Consider the following 15897-nt stretch of genomic DNA (forward strand, 5'->3'; position numbering starts at 1 on the left):
TTCGTGAAGAGGACTTTCCCCCTCGCATGCCTTTATATTAACATAGCAATTTACAAAAGTCAATATAAAATAATGAATTGTATAAATGCTGTAAACAGTTTGAAAGAACGGTGAACAAGAATATGATAGATATGTGAAAAGTCCCTGTATAGCACAGGGACTTGAGAATGTTAAAAAGCCTGAAATCATTAATTTGGGGATTCTAAAGGGATACTATCCCTTTAGCGGATTCCAAAGGCAGCGCCTTTGGTGGGGTGACTCCCCACAGTGTGGGGAGATGTCAGCGAAGCTGACAGAGGGGACGGACCGGTTAGGTTGGGGCAAAGCCCCACATATAGCCTTATAGCGCTCCGCAAAGGGTGAATTTCAAAACAGTCCGGTGGACTGTTTTGGAAGAGGGAACGCCCTGCAAGAGAGGGCGTTCCCTTATGAATCCATACTTTTTGACAAGCTGAAGTCCCTGTATAGCACAGGGACTTCGTTCGGATATCCTCAGCAGCAGCCGTCTCTCTTTACAAACGAGTTACAGTCTGTACATTCGGGGACCTCGGGATCAGGTTCGTGTGTTCCCACTGATATGCAGTCCAGCGAGCAGTATGGATCTGTCACCAGATTGTGTCTGCACTGCGATACGGTACATTTTACGTGTTCGTTCTTTTTTCTGTTCTCCATAGTTAGCTCCTTTCCGCCTTTCGGCAGACGAATTTTAACAGTACCCCGATCAAAGGGCGCATACATATTATGTATCATTAAAGCTGTTTTATTCACGGTTTATCAAGAATGTTCCGTTTCCGCAAAAACTTCACGATAAGTCAGCACAAACTTTATGCATTGATACATACCTTATGTTATCAAAAATTGTTGCATTTTTCCGAATAATCTGATATAATATCTTAGAGGGGCTGACTTTCGGCTTTATGTCCGCTTCATTTAGGCGATGAACGTACATTTTTTTGCGCCGAAGTCATGAAAACATGAAAAAAATATATCAGGAGGGATAAAAGTGGCAGAGCATGATCATCTTTGCTTTGCGGATTTTGAATTCACCTGCGGTGGAGGCGTCGGCAGAACAGGCTGCGAGATGCTTTCCGTTGGTATTATAGTCTGTGATGAGAAATATAACATAACAGATACATATTACAGTACAGCACGACCTGCCAAAATACACAAAATGAGCCGCCACTGCCGCGAGCTTACCAAACTCACTCAGGAGGAGATAAATTCTTCCGATGACAGCAACAATGTTCTTAAAAACGTAGTCTCAATGATAAAAAAATACGACATAAAAAAGCTGTATGTATGGGGAAATTTCGATAGGCCCGGACTTATTTCCGATATGAACGCTCATATCAGGATGAACAAGAACTCGGAGCATATACAGACCATAAGCACATACATCCGCGATATACAGGAACCTATCATACATATAATGGACCTTCCGCAGGCTGTGAGCATAGAGGAACTCGCTCCCGTATGCGGATATACTCCCGAGCACGGTTCCTTCCATAACGCATATAACGACGCAATGGCGCTCTACTATATCCACAAGGCTGCATACACGGCAGATATGGCTTCAAACGACAGCTTCATCCAGCTTAAAAAGGAGCGTATCGACAAGCTTCTTGCCAAAAAGAACGCCGACGAGGAGAGAAGGCTCCAGCTTGCGTTTTCTATATCGATGTCCGCCGAAGAGCGCAATTTCTATAACAATCTGAGCACAGACGAGCTTAAGCACGAGTACATACTGCTCAGATACAATATCATCAAGGTCATGAACAAGTTCCCGAACGAAAACGATTTCGTTATGGTGATATTCATGTATCCGGGTTCGATAAAGGTCATACCCGAATGCAACTACGATCCAAACCGCGGAAGATCGGCAAGACAGGTCGTTCGGTTCTCGCGGTATTCCTTCGGTGATTCTCTCGTGAAGGTATGTACCAAATACCGCAGTTCGGTAACAGCATAAACGTATGAAAGCAGCCATTCCTTTCGGAATGGCTGTTTGTTGTTACGATTTGTTCATCCAAAGAAATCATGCAAAAAAGTCAGGCAGAACGTTCAACCTGAAAGTGTCAAAAAAGCCTGAAACCATTAATTTGGGGATTCTAAAGGGATGCTATCCCTTTAGCGGATTCCAAAGGCAGAGCCTTTGGCGGGTGCAGGGCAGAGCCCTGCAATACGAAGCGCTCCGCAAAGGGTGAATTTCAAAACAGTCCGGTGGACTGTTTTGAAAGAGGGAACGCCCTGCAAGAGAGGGCGTTCCCTCTTTTTTTACAAGCTGAGGCGGACCATTCGGTCCGCCTTTAATTATGCATTGAAATTAACCAAGAACTACCTTTATCTCGTTTACGTCAGCAAGCTTATCGGCAGGTACGTAATTGCCTTCAAGCTTTTCACCGTTAAGTGTGAGTTCCTTTACGCCGCTCTGTACGTGTGCGGAGTTGTCGATGCTGATGTTAAGCTTCTTGCCGCGGAAGTTCTTCTCTATTCTGAATCCGTCCCATGATGCAGGGATAGCAGGTGCGATCTCCAGTCCGTCAAGGTCGGGACGCATTCCGCAGATACCCTCAACGCATCCTACCATTACTGTGGATGCAGTACCCGTGAGCCAGTGAACGTGAGCACGGCCCTCGTAAGGAGAAGCCTTGCTCTCGGTGAACTGACCATGTACGTAAGGCTCCATAACACGTATCTCAGCCTTATCGTTCATTGCAGCAGGAGAGCTTTCCATGAAGTACTCGAAAGCACGGTCGCCGTGTCCGAGAAGAGACTCAGCAAGTATCAGCCAGCCTTGTGACTGCGAGAAGATACCGCCGTTCTCCTTTGTATCATCGTTGAATATGTGCATGAGAGCACCGTCGAAATAGTGCTTCTTGTAAGGCGGATCAAGGAGCTTTGCACCGTATGGTGTATTGAGTATCTCGTGTACGCTTTCCATAGCCTTTTCAGCCTTGTCCTCGGGAGCAAAGCGTGAGATAACGCTCCAGCTCTGTGGGTTGAGCCACATATTAGCCTCGGGATCCTTCTTTGCGCCTACGATAACGCCGTCCTCACGGATTCCGCGGATGTAACGGTCGTCATCCCAGCACTTTTCAAGTGCCTTGCCGAGCTTAGCCTGTACATCATCTATGTATGCGATATATTCCTTATCGTTCTTGTATTCAGCCATATCTCTGATAACGCTCATTGCGTAATAGAGCTGGAATGCAACGAATGTGGATTCGCCCTTTGCACCGAGACGGAGACAGTCGTTCCAGTCAGCGTGGAGACCTGCCGGCATATCGTGCTCACCGAGACGCTCCATAGAGAAGCGGATAGCGTTCTTAAGGTGGTCATAAACAGTGTCCTCGCCGCCGTTTGCGTATACGATGACCTCATCAAGGAATGCTCTGTTGCCGCTTTCGCCGAGGTACTTAACAACTGTCGGGAAGAGCCAGAGAGCATCGTCCGCACGGTATGAAGGATGACCTGTTTCCTTTACGTAATCGGGATCATCAGGAGTATTCTCGTGACCTGCGTTATGTGTGAACTTAACGAGCGGAAGTCCGCCGCCGTTATCTACCTGAGCAGAGAGCATGAAGCGGATCTTTTCAGCAGCCATTTCGGGATCAAGATGGATGATACCCTGTATGTCCTGAACTGTATCTCTGTAGCCGTAACCGTTGCGGAGTCCGCAGTAGATGAAGGATGCTGCTCTGGACCAGATAAATGTTATGAAGCACTGGTAAGCGTTCCATACGTTTATCATGTTGTTGAACTCGTCGGAAGGAGTCTCGACCTTGAAGTTTGAGAGCTGACCATGCCAGTAGTCCTTAAGCTGTTTGATATCAGCGTCAACTCTGCCCTGTACCTTGTATTCGTCAAGGATAGCGGCAGCTTCATCACTTGTACGCTGTCCCATTATGTAAGTGAGTTCAATAGTCTCGCCTGCCTTAAGAGTTATATCGGACTGGAGCGCACCGCATGAATTGCTGTTGAAGTTCATAACGTTGTCGCACTTTCCGCGCTCTACAGCGATAGGGTTAGAGTAAGTTCTGTAGGGACCGATAAAGCTGCTGAGGTCGCCGTTGCTTGCACATACGGGAGCTCCCACAACGCCGATGAAACGGCTGCGGCGATCATCACCGCCGTTCTCGCTGATAGTCTGCATGATGCGGTTATCAACGAACTTAGTCTGTGATATGAACAGCGAATACTGGAGGTTTACCTGATCCTGCTCGTAGTTATCCTCGTTTGTGAACTCTACAAAGCCGAAAACAGAAAGCTTTCTCTCCTTGCTGCTGTTGTTTGTTATCTTTGTGCGCCATACTTCATAGGTCTTGCCGTATGGTACGTAATAAGTTGTCTCAGACTTGATATCTGCATAATCTGCGGATATAACTGTGTATGCAGTACCGTGGCGGCACTCGCTCTTGTATTTGTCAAGGGGCTTGCCTACAGGCTGCCATGAAGCGGACCAGTAGTCGCCGTCCTCGTTGTCGCGGATATAGATATAGCGTCCCGGAAGAGCCATTGTCGAGTTGAAGCGGAAACGTGATATACGTCCGTTAGCGCCCGACTTAACGAAGCTGTATCCTGCGGCGTTATTTGAAATCATAGCACCATACTCGGGATCACCGAGGTAATTTGCCCAGGGTGAGGGCGTAGCAGGATCTGTGATAACATACTCTTTGTTCTCAAGATCAAAATATCCGAAATTCATAGATAAAATACTCCTTTTTCCCTCCGCGAGCCATTCCCTGTTCTCTGCGGAATAATATTAAATCCATTATATCATTTTTTCAGCTCTGTTTCAAGGGTTTTTTCCAATATTTTTGGAAAATGACTGCGAGAAAAATGTACAGGCGTTAAACACATCTCACTTTTCAGGTCCGAGACTTTCAAGGTAGTCCACAAGGGGAAGCTCGTACTTTTCCGCAAGCGACTCGCATATTGCGACTCCCGCCTTATAGTTCAGCAGCTCGGGCTGATGTGCATCGCAGCCTATTATTGCGGAATTGCCCTCGTTATGTGCCATTGCAAGGAACTCATCCGAGGGATAGTGGCGGAAATTGCGAACTCCGAGAAGGTTTATCTCAACGGGGATACTCTTCTCCTTAAGGTATCGGCAGAGACGGCTGTAATGACTTCGGAATATCTCCCTGTCCCCCTCAAATGCAAGCAGGTCGGGGTGAGCAACGTACTTGTATTTTCCCGTTTCCATGCCTGCTATTATGGAATCGATATACTGTTTCAGTACTTCCTCGCTGTCTGTGGGACGTCCCATATAATCGCCGAAGGGTTCAGGCTCGACGAAGTGCTGTCCCATTATCATATAGTCCAGCGGATAGCCTTCAAGGAGTCTTTCCTGCGCTTCCATGAGTGGAGGAAGATACTCTGCTTCAAAGCCGATGTATATGGTTATATCATCTGCATACTCCTTTTTCAGCGCAGTAAGGGACGTGAAATAGTCCTCGACCTGTCCCTCGTCCATACGGATAGCGGAAGCGTATCTGTCGGGGAAAACCCAGGGACAGTGGTCCGAAAAACCGAGTACTTTAAGTCCGCCTTCTATTGCAGCCTCTACGTATTCCCTGTCCTCGCCCTCAGCGTGTCTGCATCTGTAAGTATGTGTATGATAGTTTGCAAGCATGTTAACACTCCTTAGATAGTTCTCAGCGGCAGTTCAACTGTGAATACAGTGCCGCTGTTTTCCTTGCTTTCGGCACGTACGGTACCATTATGATACAGTACGCCGTGTTTTACTATTGAAAGTCCCAGTCCCGTACCCTTGACCTTGCGTGAACGGCTCTTGTCAACGCGGTAGAAGCGCTCGAAAATGCGGTCGATGTGCTTTGCCGGGATGCCGACTCCCGTATCGCTGACCTTTATGACAGCTTTTCTCGGAAGCTTCTTTATCTCAACGCTGTAGCTTCCGCCCTCTTTGTTATACTTTATGGCATTGTCGCAGAGGTTGTATATTATCTCGTCGATAACTGTACTGTTTCCCCTGAAAACCACATGTTCGCCGCTGAGTGAAGCCGTTATGCCGCGTGGTTCGGAATTAGGCCTCAGCCGCTTGATTATTTCCTCTGCAAGCTCATAGAGGTCCATATCAACATCACGTCGGGGAATGCTGTCCTCATCGAGTTTAGAGAGCGAAACTATGTCATTTATAAGAGTTATGAGTCTGTCCGCTTCGCTTCTTATATTTCCGCCGAAGGACTGAACGTCCTCCTGTTTCACCATGCCGTTTGCCAGCATATCGGATATGCCGTATATGGTAGTCAGTGGAGTTTTCAGCTCGTGGGAAACATTTGAGGTGAATTCACGGCGCATTACTTCAAGTTCCTGCTTTTCGGTGACGTCCATGATGATAACGACGATACCGTTGACGATATTCACGCTCTTTGCAGGACTTGCCATTATCTGACGTTCTCCCTGAGGTGTACTGATTATGCACTCCGAACGTTTTCCGCCCATAGCGTCCTGTATGCATCTTCTGAACTTCTCGGAGCGGTCCAGTGAGAAGATACTTGCATTATCCGCAGGCTTTTCACTTCCCATGAGCTTCCATGCGGCGGAATTGCAGGCGAGCATCACTGACTTATTGTCGGCGATGATGAGTCCCTCGTTCATGCTTTCGGTGATAAGTACGAACTGCTCCTGACTTCTTCGCAGGTCACGTATCTGACGGTTCACACGTCCGTTCTGTGCGCGGAGCCTTGAAAGCAGCGGAGCAAGTTCCTTGTAGCTTTTGTGTTCGTCAGGGTGGTCGAGGTCTATATTATTTATGGGACGTACTATATGACGTGCAACAAGTAATGCTGCGGCAACTGCAAGAGCAGCAGCAGCAAGAAGCATGAGCAGTATCTTGTCCAGTATGGATGCAAGTCTTGCAAGGTATGAGACGTGGTCATCGGATACACGGATTATACTGCCGTCGCTGAGCTTTATTGCGTAATTAATTGTAGTACGCATATGGGTACTGGAATAGCGAGAGGACTTTCCCCTGCCTTTTTCCATTGCCTCAATGACTTCGCTTCTGTCAGCATGGTTTTCGAGCTTTGAGGCGTCCTCTTCGGAATCGAAAAGCACATTTCCGCTGCTGTCTATCCAGGTTACACGGAATTCACTGAGGTCAGTATTATCAAGGTATTCATCACCGATGTATTCCACAGCCGAGGCTATAAGGTCGCCGCTGTTTTCAAGCTCGGTCTCGGCGAGATCCGAGTAGTATCTGTGCATATATCCCGTTATGAGAAGAATGGCAAGTATTACAGATGCGGTGGAAATGGTCAGTATCCCTGTAAGTATTTTTTTAGTCACCTGTATCTTCACCGACCTTGTATCCGACTCCGCGGATAGTCTGTATCAGCTCTCCGCAGCTGCCGAGCTTTGCTCTGAGGGTACGCACATGAACATCCACTGTACGGCTCTCGCCTGAAAAATCGTATCCCCACACCTTGCTGAGAAGTGCCTCACGGCTGAATACAGTTCCCTTATTCCTCATCAAAAGAAGAAGGAGTTCATACTCCTTAAGGGTGAGACTGACCTGTTTTCCCTCGGCATAGACTGAATGTTTATCGGGACATACTCTCAGTGCGCCTGCGGTCAAATCGCTGCTCTGCTGAAGTTCTCCCGAGGTGCGCCGCAGAAGCGCCTTTATACGTGATATCAGCTCCATAGTGCCGAAGGGCTTTGCTATGTAATCATCGGCACCGTTGTCGAGTCCTGCGACCTTGTCGAATTCTGTGCTCTTCGCGGTCAGCATGATAACGGGGAGAGCACTTGTTTCGGGAGCGCTTCGTATGGATTTCAGTACGGAAAGGCCGTCCTCCTCGGGGAGCATTATATCAAGTAGCACAAGGTCGGGCAGTTCATCTGTCATTGCCGCCCTGAACTGCGATGGCAGTTCAAAGCCCTTTGCTTCAAGTCCCGAGTTGTTAAGGGCATAGAGTACGAAATTACGGATATTTTCGTCATCTTCAAGCATATAAATCATAACTGACCTCCCTTTTTGTTCTCGTCAAGGATGCAGGACGATACTACATATCCTCCGCCACGGAGTATATACTGTCGGAAGCGGCATCCTGTGATACTGCACTCTATACTGTTTCCGTCCAGTCTGAAGCTGACCTCGTTAAGGGGATAGGATATACCTATCCCTATAGCCTTGACGTAGGCTTCCTTAAGCGTCCACAGGCGGAAGAAAAGCAGGTCCCGCTCAGAGGGTGCGGCAGCTTCGATCTGCGCCTGTTCCTCAGCGGAGAAAGCTCTTTTTACAACGTTCTCGCGGAAGCTCCTTACCTTTTCGCAGTCCACTCCGCAGGGATGCTCAGCTGTAAGACAGACTGCGATGCCGCTGCTGTGGGAAAGATTGAAGTGTATTTCGGGATGCGCCGTAAGATACGGCTTTCCGTGTTCGCCGACGGAGAGCTCCGCTTCGCCTTTGTACTCTTTTCCGTATGCCTTAAGGCATTCTCTCAGCAGATTATGTGCGTGAAGATGCTGCTGGTTTTTTTCTGTTTCCAGAAGTGAGATCATTATCATAAATGTAACTCCGAAAGACGTATATCAGTCCCTGTCATCGTCATCTTTTTCATTATTTTCATTTTTCTTTTTCTGAGAGAGCTGATATGCATGCTGAAAACAAAAAACAGATCCGCCTAAAAACAAACATGCTATTAAAATATCCAGAAGAACTATCATAGTATCACTACCTTTATAAATTTTGTTCGGGGCAATAACCGCCTGATGGCAGTTACTGAATACACATTAATTATATCACATTCTTTGCGGTGTGTCTACCAAAAACTTTCAGACTCATTTCACGAAAAACCAAAACCCGTTTTTCACGCTATTTGTTCCTAACCCCTTGACATTTGCTCAAATATGGTATATAATATATTAAATTTCTCTTTTGGAGGTGGAAGCTCTGATGGACAGTGCCGCGGACGGCAGTTATCCCGATAATTTCTTCGTTTTATATAGATCGGCAAGGCATAGTCTGCACTGTTTTGTGACGGGCTGTGCCTTTTGGAGGTTAATGATCTATCACTAATACGGGTAGCAACCCGTTCATATTACGGAGGATGAATTTTATGTTTGGGCAGTTGATACTGCAAATAATACTTATCGCACTTAACGCTTTCTTCGCCTGTGCGGAGATAGCCGTCGTTTCAGTTAACGATACTCGCCTTGAAAAGCTTGCCGCAAGCGGGAATAAACGTGCTGTACGGCTCAAAAAGCTGACAGATCAGCCTACAAGGTTCCTTGCTACGATACAGGTGGCTATTACCCTTTCAGGATTCATCGGTGCTGCTTTCGCTGCGGATAACTTCGCAGGAAGACTCGCTGAACTCATCGACAGAACAGGTATCGGAATTTCACCTGATGCGATACGCTCGGTATCGGTAGTTCTCATAACACTGCTGCTGTCATTCATTACACTGGTGTTCGGTGAACTCGTTCCGAAACGCGCCGCTATGAAGGATCCCGAAAAGCTTGCTCTCAGGGTGTCGGGTATAATAACGTTCTTCCAGAAGCTCTTCAAGCCGATCGTATTTCTCCTTGACGCATCAACAAACGGTATCCTGCGTCTCATGGGCATCGATCCCGAGAAGGAGGAAACTCCCGTTACAGAGGAAGAGATAATGATGATGTCGGATGCAGGTGCCGAAAACGGTACCATTGACGAGGACGAGAACCGTATCATCAAGAACGTCTTCGCATTCGATGATATGACCGCTGAGCAGATATGCACCCACCGTACCGACGTTTCCGTACTCTGGAGCAACGACGATGTATCAGTCTGGGAAGAGACCATTCACCGCACAAGACATTCCATTTTCCCGATATGCGGCGAAAGCGTTGACAACATAGTGGGAATACTCAAAGCAAAGGATTACTTCCGTCTTGACGATAAAAGCCGCGAGAACATAATGAAAAATGCAGTTCGTGAGCCTTATTTCGTACACGAGAATATGAAAGCCGACCAGCTTTTCGCTCAGATGAAAAAGAACGGCGCCGACCACTTCGCTATAGTAGTTGATGAATACGGCGGCATGACAGGTATAATAACCGTTACGGACCTTGTTGAACAGCTTGTGGGCGAGTTCGACGATGATGAACTGGACGAGCCTGATATCACCTTTGAAAAGATATCCGAGGATACATGGTCTATCCCCGGTATCACTCCCCTCAGCGATGTCTGCGAGGAGCTTGATATCACACTTCCTGCGGACAAGTATGACACCTTCAGCGGTTATATAATGTCCGAACTTGGCGAGATACCAAAGGACGGTACAAGGTTCACCATAGAAAAGGACGGTCTTCACGTTGAGATACAGGAGATACGCCATCACAGAATAGAGCTTTGTACAGTTAAAAAGCTGACAGCAGAGACCGATACGGAAGAAACCGAAGATTAAAAGAAAAGCCATAAAGAAGCATCACACCTCTTTATGGCTTTATTGTTATTCCTCAACTGTTGATTCGTAATTGTAAGAATCGATATTTGCTGTTATAAGGTTGTTGAACAGTGAATCAAGGTCCTCATAACCATAATATATGAGATCACCTCTCTTGAAGTCTGCACCGGAAGTGAACCATGAACCTATAGGAGTTTCGATACTGCCGAGGTCGAATGAACATGTACCGTCAGGGAGCAGTGTTATCTCAGAGTAGGATGAATAGTAGTAATAGCTGAACTCTGCCTTATCGTCATCAGGCTTTGTCTCGTCCTTTGCAGTTACCTTGTATACGAAATAGAGCTTGTCATGTAAGCTTGTATAGATAGAAGGATCCTTTGGAGTAAGGAGATAGTTTCCGATGAGTTCTATCTTCTTAAGGCCATTCTTGTTAACCCATTTATCAGCTACGTGTGCCTTTAGGACATCCTGAGCGTGAGAATCCATCTTATTGAATGCATCCTCAGTGACATCATCTATATTCTGGATGTATGAAGTAAGTCCGTCTACAGTATATTCATTTTCTGTAGCTGTCGGGACATAACCCTGCTCGAAGCAAAGCTCCTCGCAGTCCGCATCGCCGAATGTTACTTTAACTACATCGCCGTTGCTGAGGCCTTCTGTCTTGTCTGCTGTGAAATTTATACCGCTTACAGGAAGATCCGAAGCAGAAAGAATTGCCTCTCCGTTAGGAGCATATCCTTCAAAGTTAACGGTCAGATATTCAAAAGGATCGAATTCCTCGGGAACTTCAAGGTCTGTAACTTCCATTGCCTTGTCAGAAACGTTGAACTTTACCTTCTTGTATCTCTTTTCAAGCTTTTCAAGGCCTGAATCATCCCACTTAAAGGTTACTGTATCGCCGTTTGAGAGTTCCTCTTCCTTGTCAAGCTTACCTGTAAGGTTGCTCTCGATATTGGTAACAATGCCGTTCTGTTTAACTTCGTTTGCTTCATCGAGTCCGAAAAGCTCAAGATTATCCTCGACCATTCTTGCGAAGTCTACAGTGCATGTAGCTGTACCCTTTGTATCAGCGCCTTCGCATTCTATATCAACATAGTCGTTCACGTCGATCGCTGTTCTTCCGCAGCCTGTGAGTATAAGTGCCGCAGGGATAACAGCGATCATTTTGATCATTTGTTTTCTGTTTTTCATGTTTTTTACCTCCGAATAATTAATCCACAATCTATTATACAGTTTAAAAGGGGATAAAGTCAATAAATCCACATTATTTCGTATATTTTGATAATAAATGCAAACAAATCGGACGATCTACAGTTAAAAAGACGGAATAACAGTGATACGTATACTGAGGTTTTATGTGCATTATTGAGGGAAACCCTTTTGAAAAAGGGTTCCTCTGACGGAGGCGGTCCCCTCTGTCACTGCGTGACATCTCCCCGCACTGCGGGGAGTCACCCTCAAACTCCTTTCCTAAAACTTTCTGCCCCAAATTTTCAACCTGACATGACACTCTGTTACATATATCCGAAACTGTAGTATTTCGTTAGTGCCATGCCAAGCTGAAAATTTAAAGTAAAAGGCTCAGAAAAAAATCAGGGGAAACTTTTTCATAAAGCTTCCCCCGATAAATACACATAAACTTCTATATGCGCATCGATATTATACCATTGGATTTGTCATAACAGGATTTGCATTGTGCTCGCTGTATGCCTCGTTCTTTACGACCTTGACATGGCTGTAGCACTCCATACCTGTACCTGCAGGTATGAGCTTACCGATGATAACGTTCTCCTTAAGACCGAGGAGCTTATCGCTCTTGCCTCTGATAGCAGCATCTGTAAGAGCCTTTGTAGTCTCCTGGAATGAAGCTGCGGACAGGAAGCTGTCTGAGTTGGATGAAGCCTTTGTGATACCCTGAAGCACAGGACTTGTCTGTACAAGCTGAAGATCATATTCGCCTGCATCGATACGAGCCTGTATCTCGTCATTGATAGTGTCGATCTCCTTGCGGTCAACAAGAGTTCCCGGAAGCAGATAGCTGCTGCCTGTTTCCTCGACCTTGATCTTGCGGAGCATCTGACGAACGATAACTTCGATGTGCTTATCGTTGATATCAACACCCTGTAAACGGTAAACCTTCTGAACTTCATTGATGATGTAGTTCTGAACAGCCTGTGTACCGAGGATATTGAGGATATCAGCAGGATAGATGTTACCTTCTGTAAGACGAGTACCCTTTTCGATCTCTTCGCCCTCCTGAACACGGATCTTGAGGTTGTAAGGGATCATGTAGTTCTCAGTCTCGCCTGTTTCGTCATTAGTAACAACGATATTTCTTGTTGTCTTGACTTCTTCGATATGGATCTTACCTGAAATGCGTGAGAGGATAGCAGCACCCTTTGGACGTCTGCTCTCGAAGAGTTCCTCGACACGTGGAAGACCCTGTGTGATATCTTCCGCATCGGCAGAAGCAACGCCGCCGGTATGGAAGGTTCTCATGGTAAGCTGTGTACCCGGCTCACCGATAGACTGTGCGGAGATGATACCAACAGCCTCACCGACTGATACCATGTTGTTGTTAGCAAGGTTAGCGCCGTAGCACTTAGCACACACACCGTTCTTAGCCTTACAGTTGAGCACGGAGCGTATCTTTATCTTTTCAACGCCTGCCTCCATTATCTTCTTGGCATCTGCGTCTGTTATCATCTTATTGCGTGAAACGATGAGCTCGCCTGTTTCATCGCGGAGGTCGTCTGAAAGGAATCTGCCCACAAGACGCTCCTCGAACGGCTCGACGATCTCGTTGCCGTTTCTGATCTCGTAAACCTCGATACCGTCTGTAGTACCGCAGTCTTCCTCACGGATGATAACGTCCTGAGAAACGTCAACAAGTCGACGTGTAAGGTAACCTGAGTCAGCGGTACGAAGAGCCGTATCAGCCAGACCTTTACGTGCACCTCGTGAAGCGATGAAGTATTCGAGGATGTTAAGACCTTCACGGTAGTTAGCTCTGATCGGGATCTCGATTACGGCACCTGAGGTATTAGCGATAAGTCCACGCATACCTGCAAGCTGACGGATCTGTGAAATAGAACCACGGGCACCCGAGTCTGCCATCATCCAGATAGGATTGTAGCGGTCGAAGTTTGCCTTCAGTGCAGCAGTAACCTGATCGTTGGTATCTGTCCAGAGAGCGATGATCTTCTTGGACTTCTCCTGCTCTGAGATATAACCGTACTCATACTCTGCTGTGATCTGAGCAACTTCCTCATCAGCCTTAGCGAGTATCTCCTTCTTCTGAGGAGGTATAGTAGCATCACATACTGCAACGGTAAGAGCAGCTCTTGTGGAGTACTTATAGCCGAGAGCCTTGATACGGTCGAGAACTTCTGAAGTAGTTGTAGTACCGTGGATCTTGATGCAGCGCTCGATGATGTCTGAAAGCTGCTTCTTTCCTACGAGGAAAGCGATCTCAAGGTCGAACTGCTTGTCTGAGTTTGTTCTGTCAACATAGCCGAGGTTCTGAGGGATGTTCTCGTTGAATATGAGACGTCCTACAGTTGCATCTATTATCTTGGATACCTTCTTTTCGCCGATATCCTTTGTTATCTTTACCTTGATGTTTGCGTGGAGGGATACATCATGCTCGTTGTAAGCCATGAGAGCCTCGTTAACATCGCGGAACACCTTACCCTCACCGGGTTCGCCGTCCTTAGCCATAGTAAGGTAGTAAGAACCGAGTACCATATCCTGTGAAGGAACAGCAACAGGCTTACCGTCTGAAGGCTTAAGAAGGTTATTTGCAGCAAGCATGAGGAAACGAGCCTCAGCCTGAGCTTCTGCGGAAAGAGGAAGATGTACAGCCATCTGGTCGCCGTCGAAGTCGGCATTGAACGCAGAGCAAACGAGAGGATGGAGCTTTATAGCACGGCCCTCAACGAGTATAGGCTCGAATGCCTGGATACCAAGACGGTGAAGCGTGGGGGCACGGTTCAGCATAACGGGATGATCCTTGATAACATCCTCGAGAGCGTCCCATACCTTATTGTCTGCACGGTCGATGAGCTTTCTTGCGCTCTTTATATTAGCGATAGCCTTTTTATCAACGAGTCTCTTAAGTACGAAAGGCTTGAAGAGCTCGAGAGCCATTTCCTTAGGAAGTCCGCACTGATACATTTTCAGCTCAGGACCAACGACGATAACGGAACGTCCCGAATAGTCAACACGCTTACCGAGAAGGTTCTGACGGAAACGTCCCTGCTTACCCTTGAGCATGTCGGAAAGTGACTTGAGGGCACGGTTGCTCGGACCTGTAACAGGTCTGCCGTGTCTGCCGTTATCGATGAGAGCGTCAACAGCCTCCTGGAGCATACGCTTTTCGTTTCTTACGATGATGTCAGGAGCATCGAGCTCTAACATTCTCTTAAGACGGTTGTTTCTGTTGATAACACGTCTGTAGAGGTCGTTAAGGTCTGAAGTAGCGTAACGTCCGCCGTCCAGCATTATCATAGGACGGAGATCAGGCGGTATAACGGGGATAACGTCCAGAATCATCCACTCGGGCTTGTTGCCTGAGAGACGGAATGCCTCGATTATCTGGAGTCTCTTAAGGAGCTTTACCTTCTTCTGTCCTGAAGGGAGACCAACGAGCTCGTTCTTCAGGTCGTCGGAAACGATCTCGAGGTTGTTCTTCCACTCAACGTCGATGAGTTCAGCGAACTTTGCACACTCCTCGCACTCACACTCCATAGGATTGTTGAAGCATGATAACTTGTTGCCGCCGAGAGAGATCTTGCCCATTTCGATAAGACGGTTCTTCTGAACATCATATCTTGCGGGATCATACTCGTTAAGGAGCTTCTTGATAGCCTCTGCGCCCATTTCTGCCTTGAAGTCGTCGCCGTACTTCTCAACGTAAGAGAGGTATTCCTTCTCTGAAAGGAGCTGCTTCTTCACGAGCTCTGTATTACCCGGATCTGTAACGATATATTTTGTGAAATAGAGAACCTCTTCAAGGCGCTTCTGAGAAACCTCGAGCACCTGACCGATACGTGAAGGAGTACCCTTGAAGTACCAGATATGTGATACGGGAGCTGCAAGCTCGATGCGTCCCATACGTTCTCTTCTAACTCTTGCTCTTGTGACCTCAACGCCGCAGCGGTCGCAGACCTTGCCCTTGAAGCGTATCTTCTTGAACTTGCCGCAGTGACACTCCCAGTCCTTTGTAGGTCCGAAGATCCTTTCGCAGAAAAGACCGTCGCGTTCAGGCTTCTGAGTTCTGTAATTTATAGTTTCCGGTCTTTCAACAACGCCGTATGACCAGTTTCTGATCTGCTCAGGCGAAGCGAGACCTATTTTTATAGATTCAAAAGTATTAAATTCCAAACTGCTACCTCCTGCAATTCTAAAGCGGAATACGTATCAGACCAAGCGGAAGTCCTATAAGGACATATCCGCCGGTCTGTAACTGTAATTGCGG

Annotated in this window: 11 protein-coding genes; 2 read left to right on the forward strand and 9 right to left on the reverse strand. The window is 47.0% G+C overall.

Annotated features, from left to right (window positions below; all coding sequences use genetic code 11):
* Positions 1–492: 492 nt before the first annotated feature.
* Positions 493–672 (reverse strand): DUF1540 domain-containing protein, encoded by a 180-nt coding sequence (locus BT127_RS05505; RefSeq protein WP_075424024.1) that lies wholly within the window; start codon positions 670–672, stop codon positions 493–495.
* Between the two features lie 331 nt (positions 673–1003).
* On the opposite strand from BT127_RS05505, the gene BT127_RS05510 reads away from it, so the two are divergent.
* Positions 1004–1969 (forward strand): exonuclease domain-containing protein, encoded by a 966-nt coding sequence (locus BT127_RS05510; RefSeq protein ID WP_075424025.1) that lies wholly within the window; start codon positions 1004–1006, stop codon positions 1967–1969.
* A 354-nt stretch (positions 1970–2323) separates the two neighbouring features.
* Here the strand turns inward: BT127_RS05510 and BT127_RS05515 are convergent, their stop codons facing one another.
* From BT127_RS05515 to BT127_RS17145, 6 genes are all read right to left on the reverse strand, one after another.
* Complete coding sequence (locus BT127_RS05515; protein WP_075424026.1) at positions 2324–4705, reverse strand: glycoside hydrolase family 94 protein; 2382 nt, start codon at positions 4703–4705, stop codon at positions 2324–2326.
* 156 nt (positions 4706–4861) lie between these two features.
* Entirely contained in the window at positions 4862–5635 is a 774-nt protein-coding gene (locus BT127_RS05520; protein WP_075424027.1) for a histidinol-phosphatase, read from the reverse strand.
* Positions 5636–5646: 11 nt separating this feature from the next.
* Entirely contained in the window at positions 5647–7311 is a 1665-nt protein-coding gene (locus BT127_RS05525) for an ATP-binding protein (RefSeq protein WP_075424060.1), read from the reverse strand.
* The gene (locus tag BT127_RS05530) at positions 7304–7987 is read right to left on the reverse strand and encodes a response regulator transcription factor (RefSeq protein ID WP_075424028.1); all 684 of its coding nucleotides are present in this window, start codon (positions 7985–7987) and stop codon (positions 7304–7306) included. The genes BT127_RS05525 and BT127_RS05530 overlap by 8 nt, the downstream gene beginning before the upstream one ends.
* Positions 7984–8535 (reverse strand): 4'-phosphopantetheinyl transferase family protein, encoded by a 552-nt coding sequence (locus BT127_RS05535; protein ID WP_075424029.1) that lies wholly within the window; start codon positions 8533–8535, stop codon positions 7984–7986. The genes BT127_RS05530 and BT127_RS05535 overlap by 4 nt, the downstream gene beginning before the upstream one ends.
* 24 nt (positions 8536–8559) lie before the next feature.
* Positions 8560–8694, reverse strand: a complete 135-nt coding sequence (locus BT127_RS17145) for a hypothetical protein (RefSeq protein WP_318257162.1) — start codon at positions 8692–8694, stop codon at positions 8560–8562.
* A 392-nt stretch (positions 8695–9086) separates the two neighbouring features.
* On the opposite strand from BT127_RS17145, the gene BT127_RS05540 reads away from it, so the two are divergent.
* The gene (locus BT127_RS05540) at positions 9087–10415 is read left to right on the forward strand and encodes a hemolysin family protein (RefSeq protein WP_075424030.1); all 1329 of its coding nucleotides are present in this window, start codon (positions 9087–9089) and stop codon (positions 10413–10415) included.
* Positions 10416–10460: 45 nt separating this feature from the next.
* On the opposite strand, the gene BT127_RS05545 is transcribed toward BT127_RS05540, so the two are convergent.
* Together BT127_RS05545 and rpoC are read right to left on the reverse strand one after the other, a co-directional pair.
* A complete protein-coding gene (locus BT127_RS05545) occupies positions 10461–11609 on the reverse strand; it encodes a hypothetical protein (protein WP_075424031.1) in 1149 nt (382 codons plus the stop codon).
* 468 nt (positions 11610–12077) lie between these two features.
* Positions 12078–15803: a DNA-directed RNA polymerase subunit beta' gene (rpoC, locus tag BT127_RS05550; protein WP_075424032.1), complete on the reverse strand. Its 3726-nt coding sequence runs from the start codon at positions 15801–15803 to the stop codon at positions 12078–12080.
* Positions 15804–15897 lie beyond the last annotated feature (94 nt).

This window comes from Ruminococcus sp. XPD3002 (assembly GCA_900119535.1).
Classification (GTDB): Bacteria; Bacillota; Clostridia; order Oscillospirales; family Ruminococcaceae; genus Ruminococcus; species Ruminococcus flavefaciens_H.

Coding starts and splice junctions, on each gene's coding strand:
- BT127_RS05530 (WP_075424028.1), bottom strand. CDS start 7,987: ATGATTTATATGCTTGAAGATGACGAAAATATCCGTAATTTCGTACTC.
- BT127_RS05540 (WP_075424030.1), top strand. CDS start 9,087: ATGTTTGGGCAGTTGATACTGCAAATAATACTTATCGCACTTAACGCT.
- BT127_RS05520 (WP_075424027.1), bottom strand. CDS start 5,635: ATGCTTGCAAACTATCATACACATACTTACAGATGCAGACACGCTGAG.
- BT127_RS17145 (WP_318257162.1), bottom strand. CDS start 8,694: ATGATAGTTCTTCTGGATATTTTAATAGCATGTTTGTTTTTAGGCGGA.
- BT127_RS05535 (WP_075424029.1), bottom strand. CDS start 8,535: ATGATAATGATCTCACTTCTGGAAACAGAAAAAAACCAGCAGCATCTT.
- BT127_RS05515 (WP_075424026.1), bottom strand. CDS start 4,705: ATGAATTTCGGATATTTTGATCTTGAGAACAAAGAGTATGTTATCACA.
- BT127_RS05545 (WP_075424031.1), bottom strand. CDS start 11,609: ATGAAAAACAGAAAACAAATGATCAAAATGATCGCTGTTATCCCTGCG.
- BT127_RS05505 (WP_075424024.1), bottom strand. CDS start 672: ATGGAGAACAGAAAAAAGAACGAACACGTAAAATGTACCGTATCGCAG.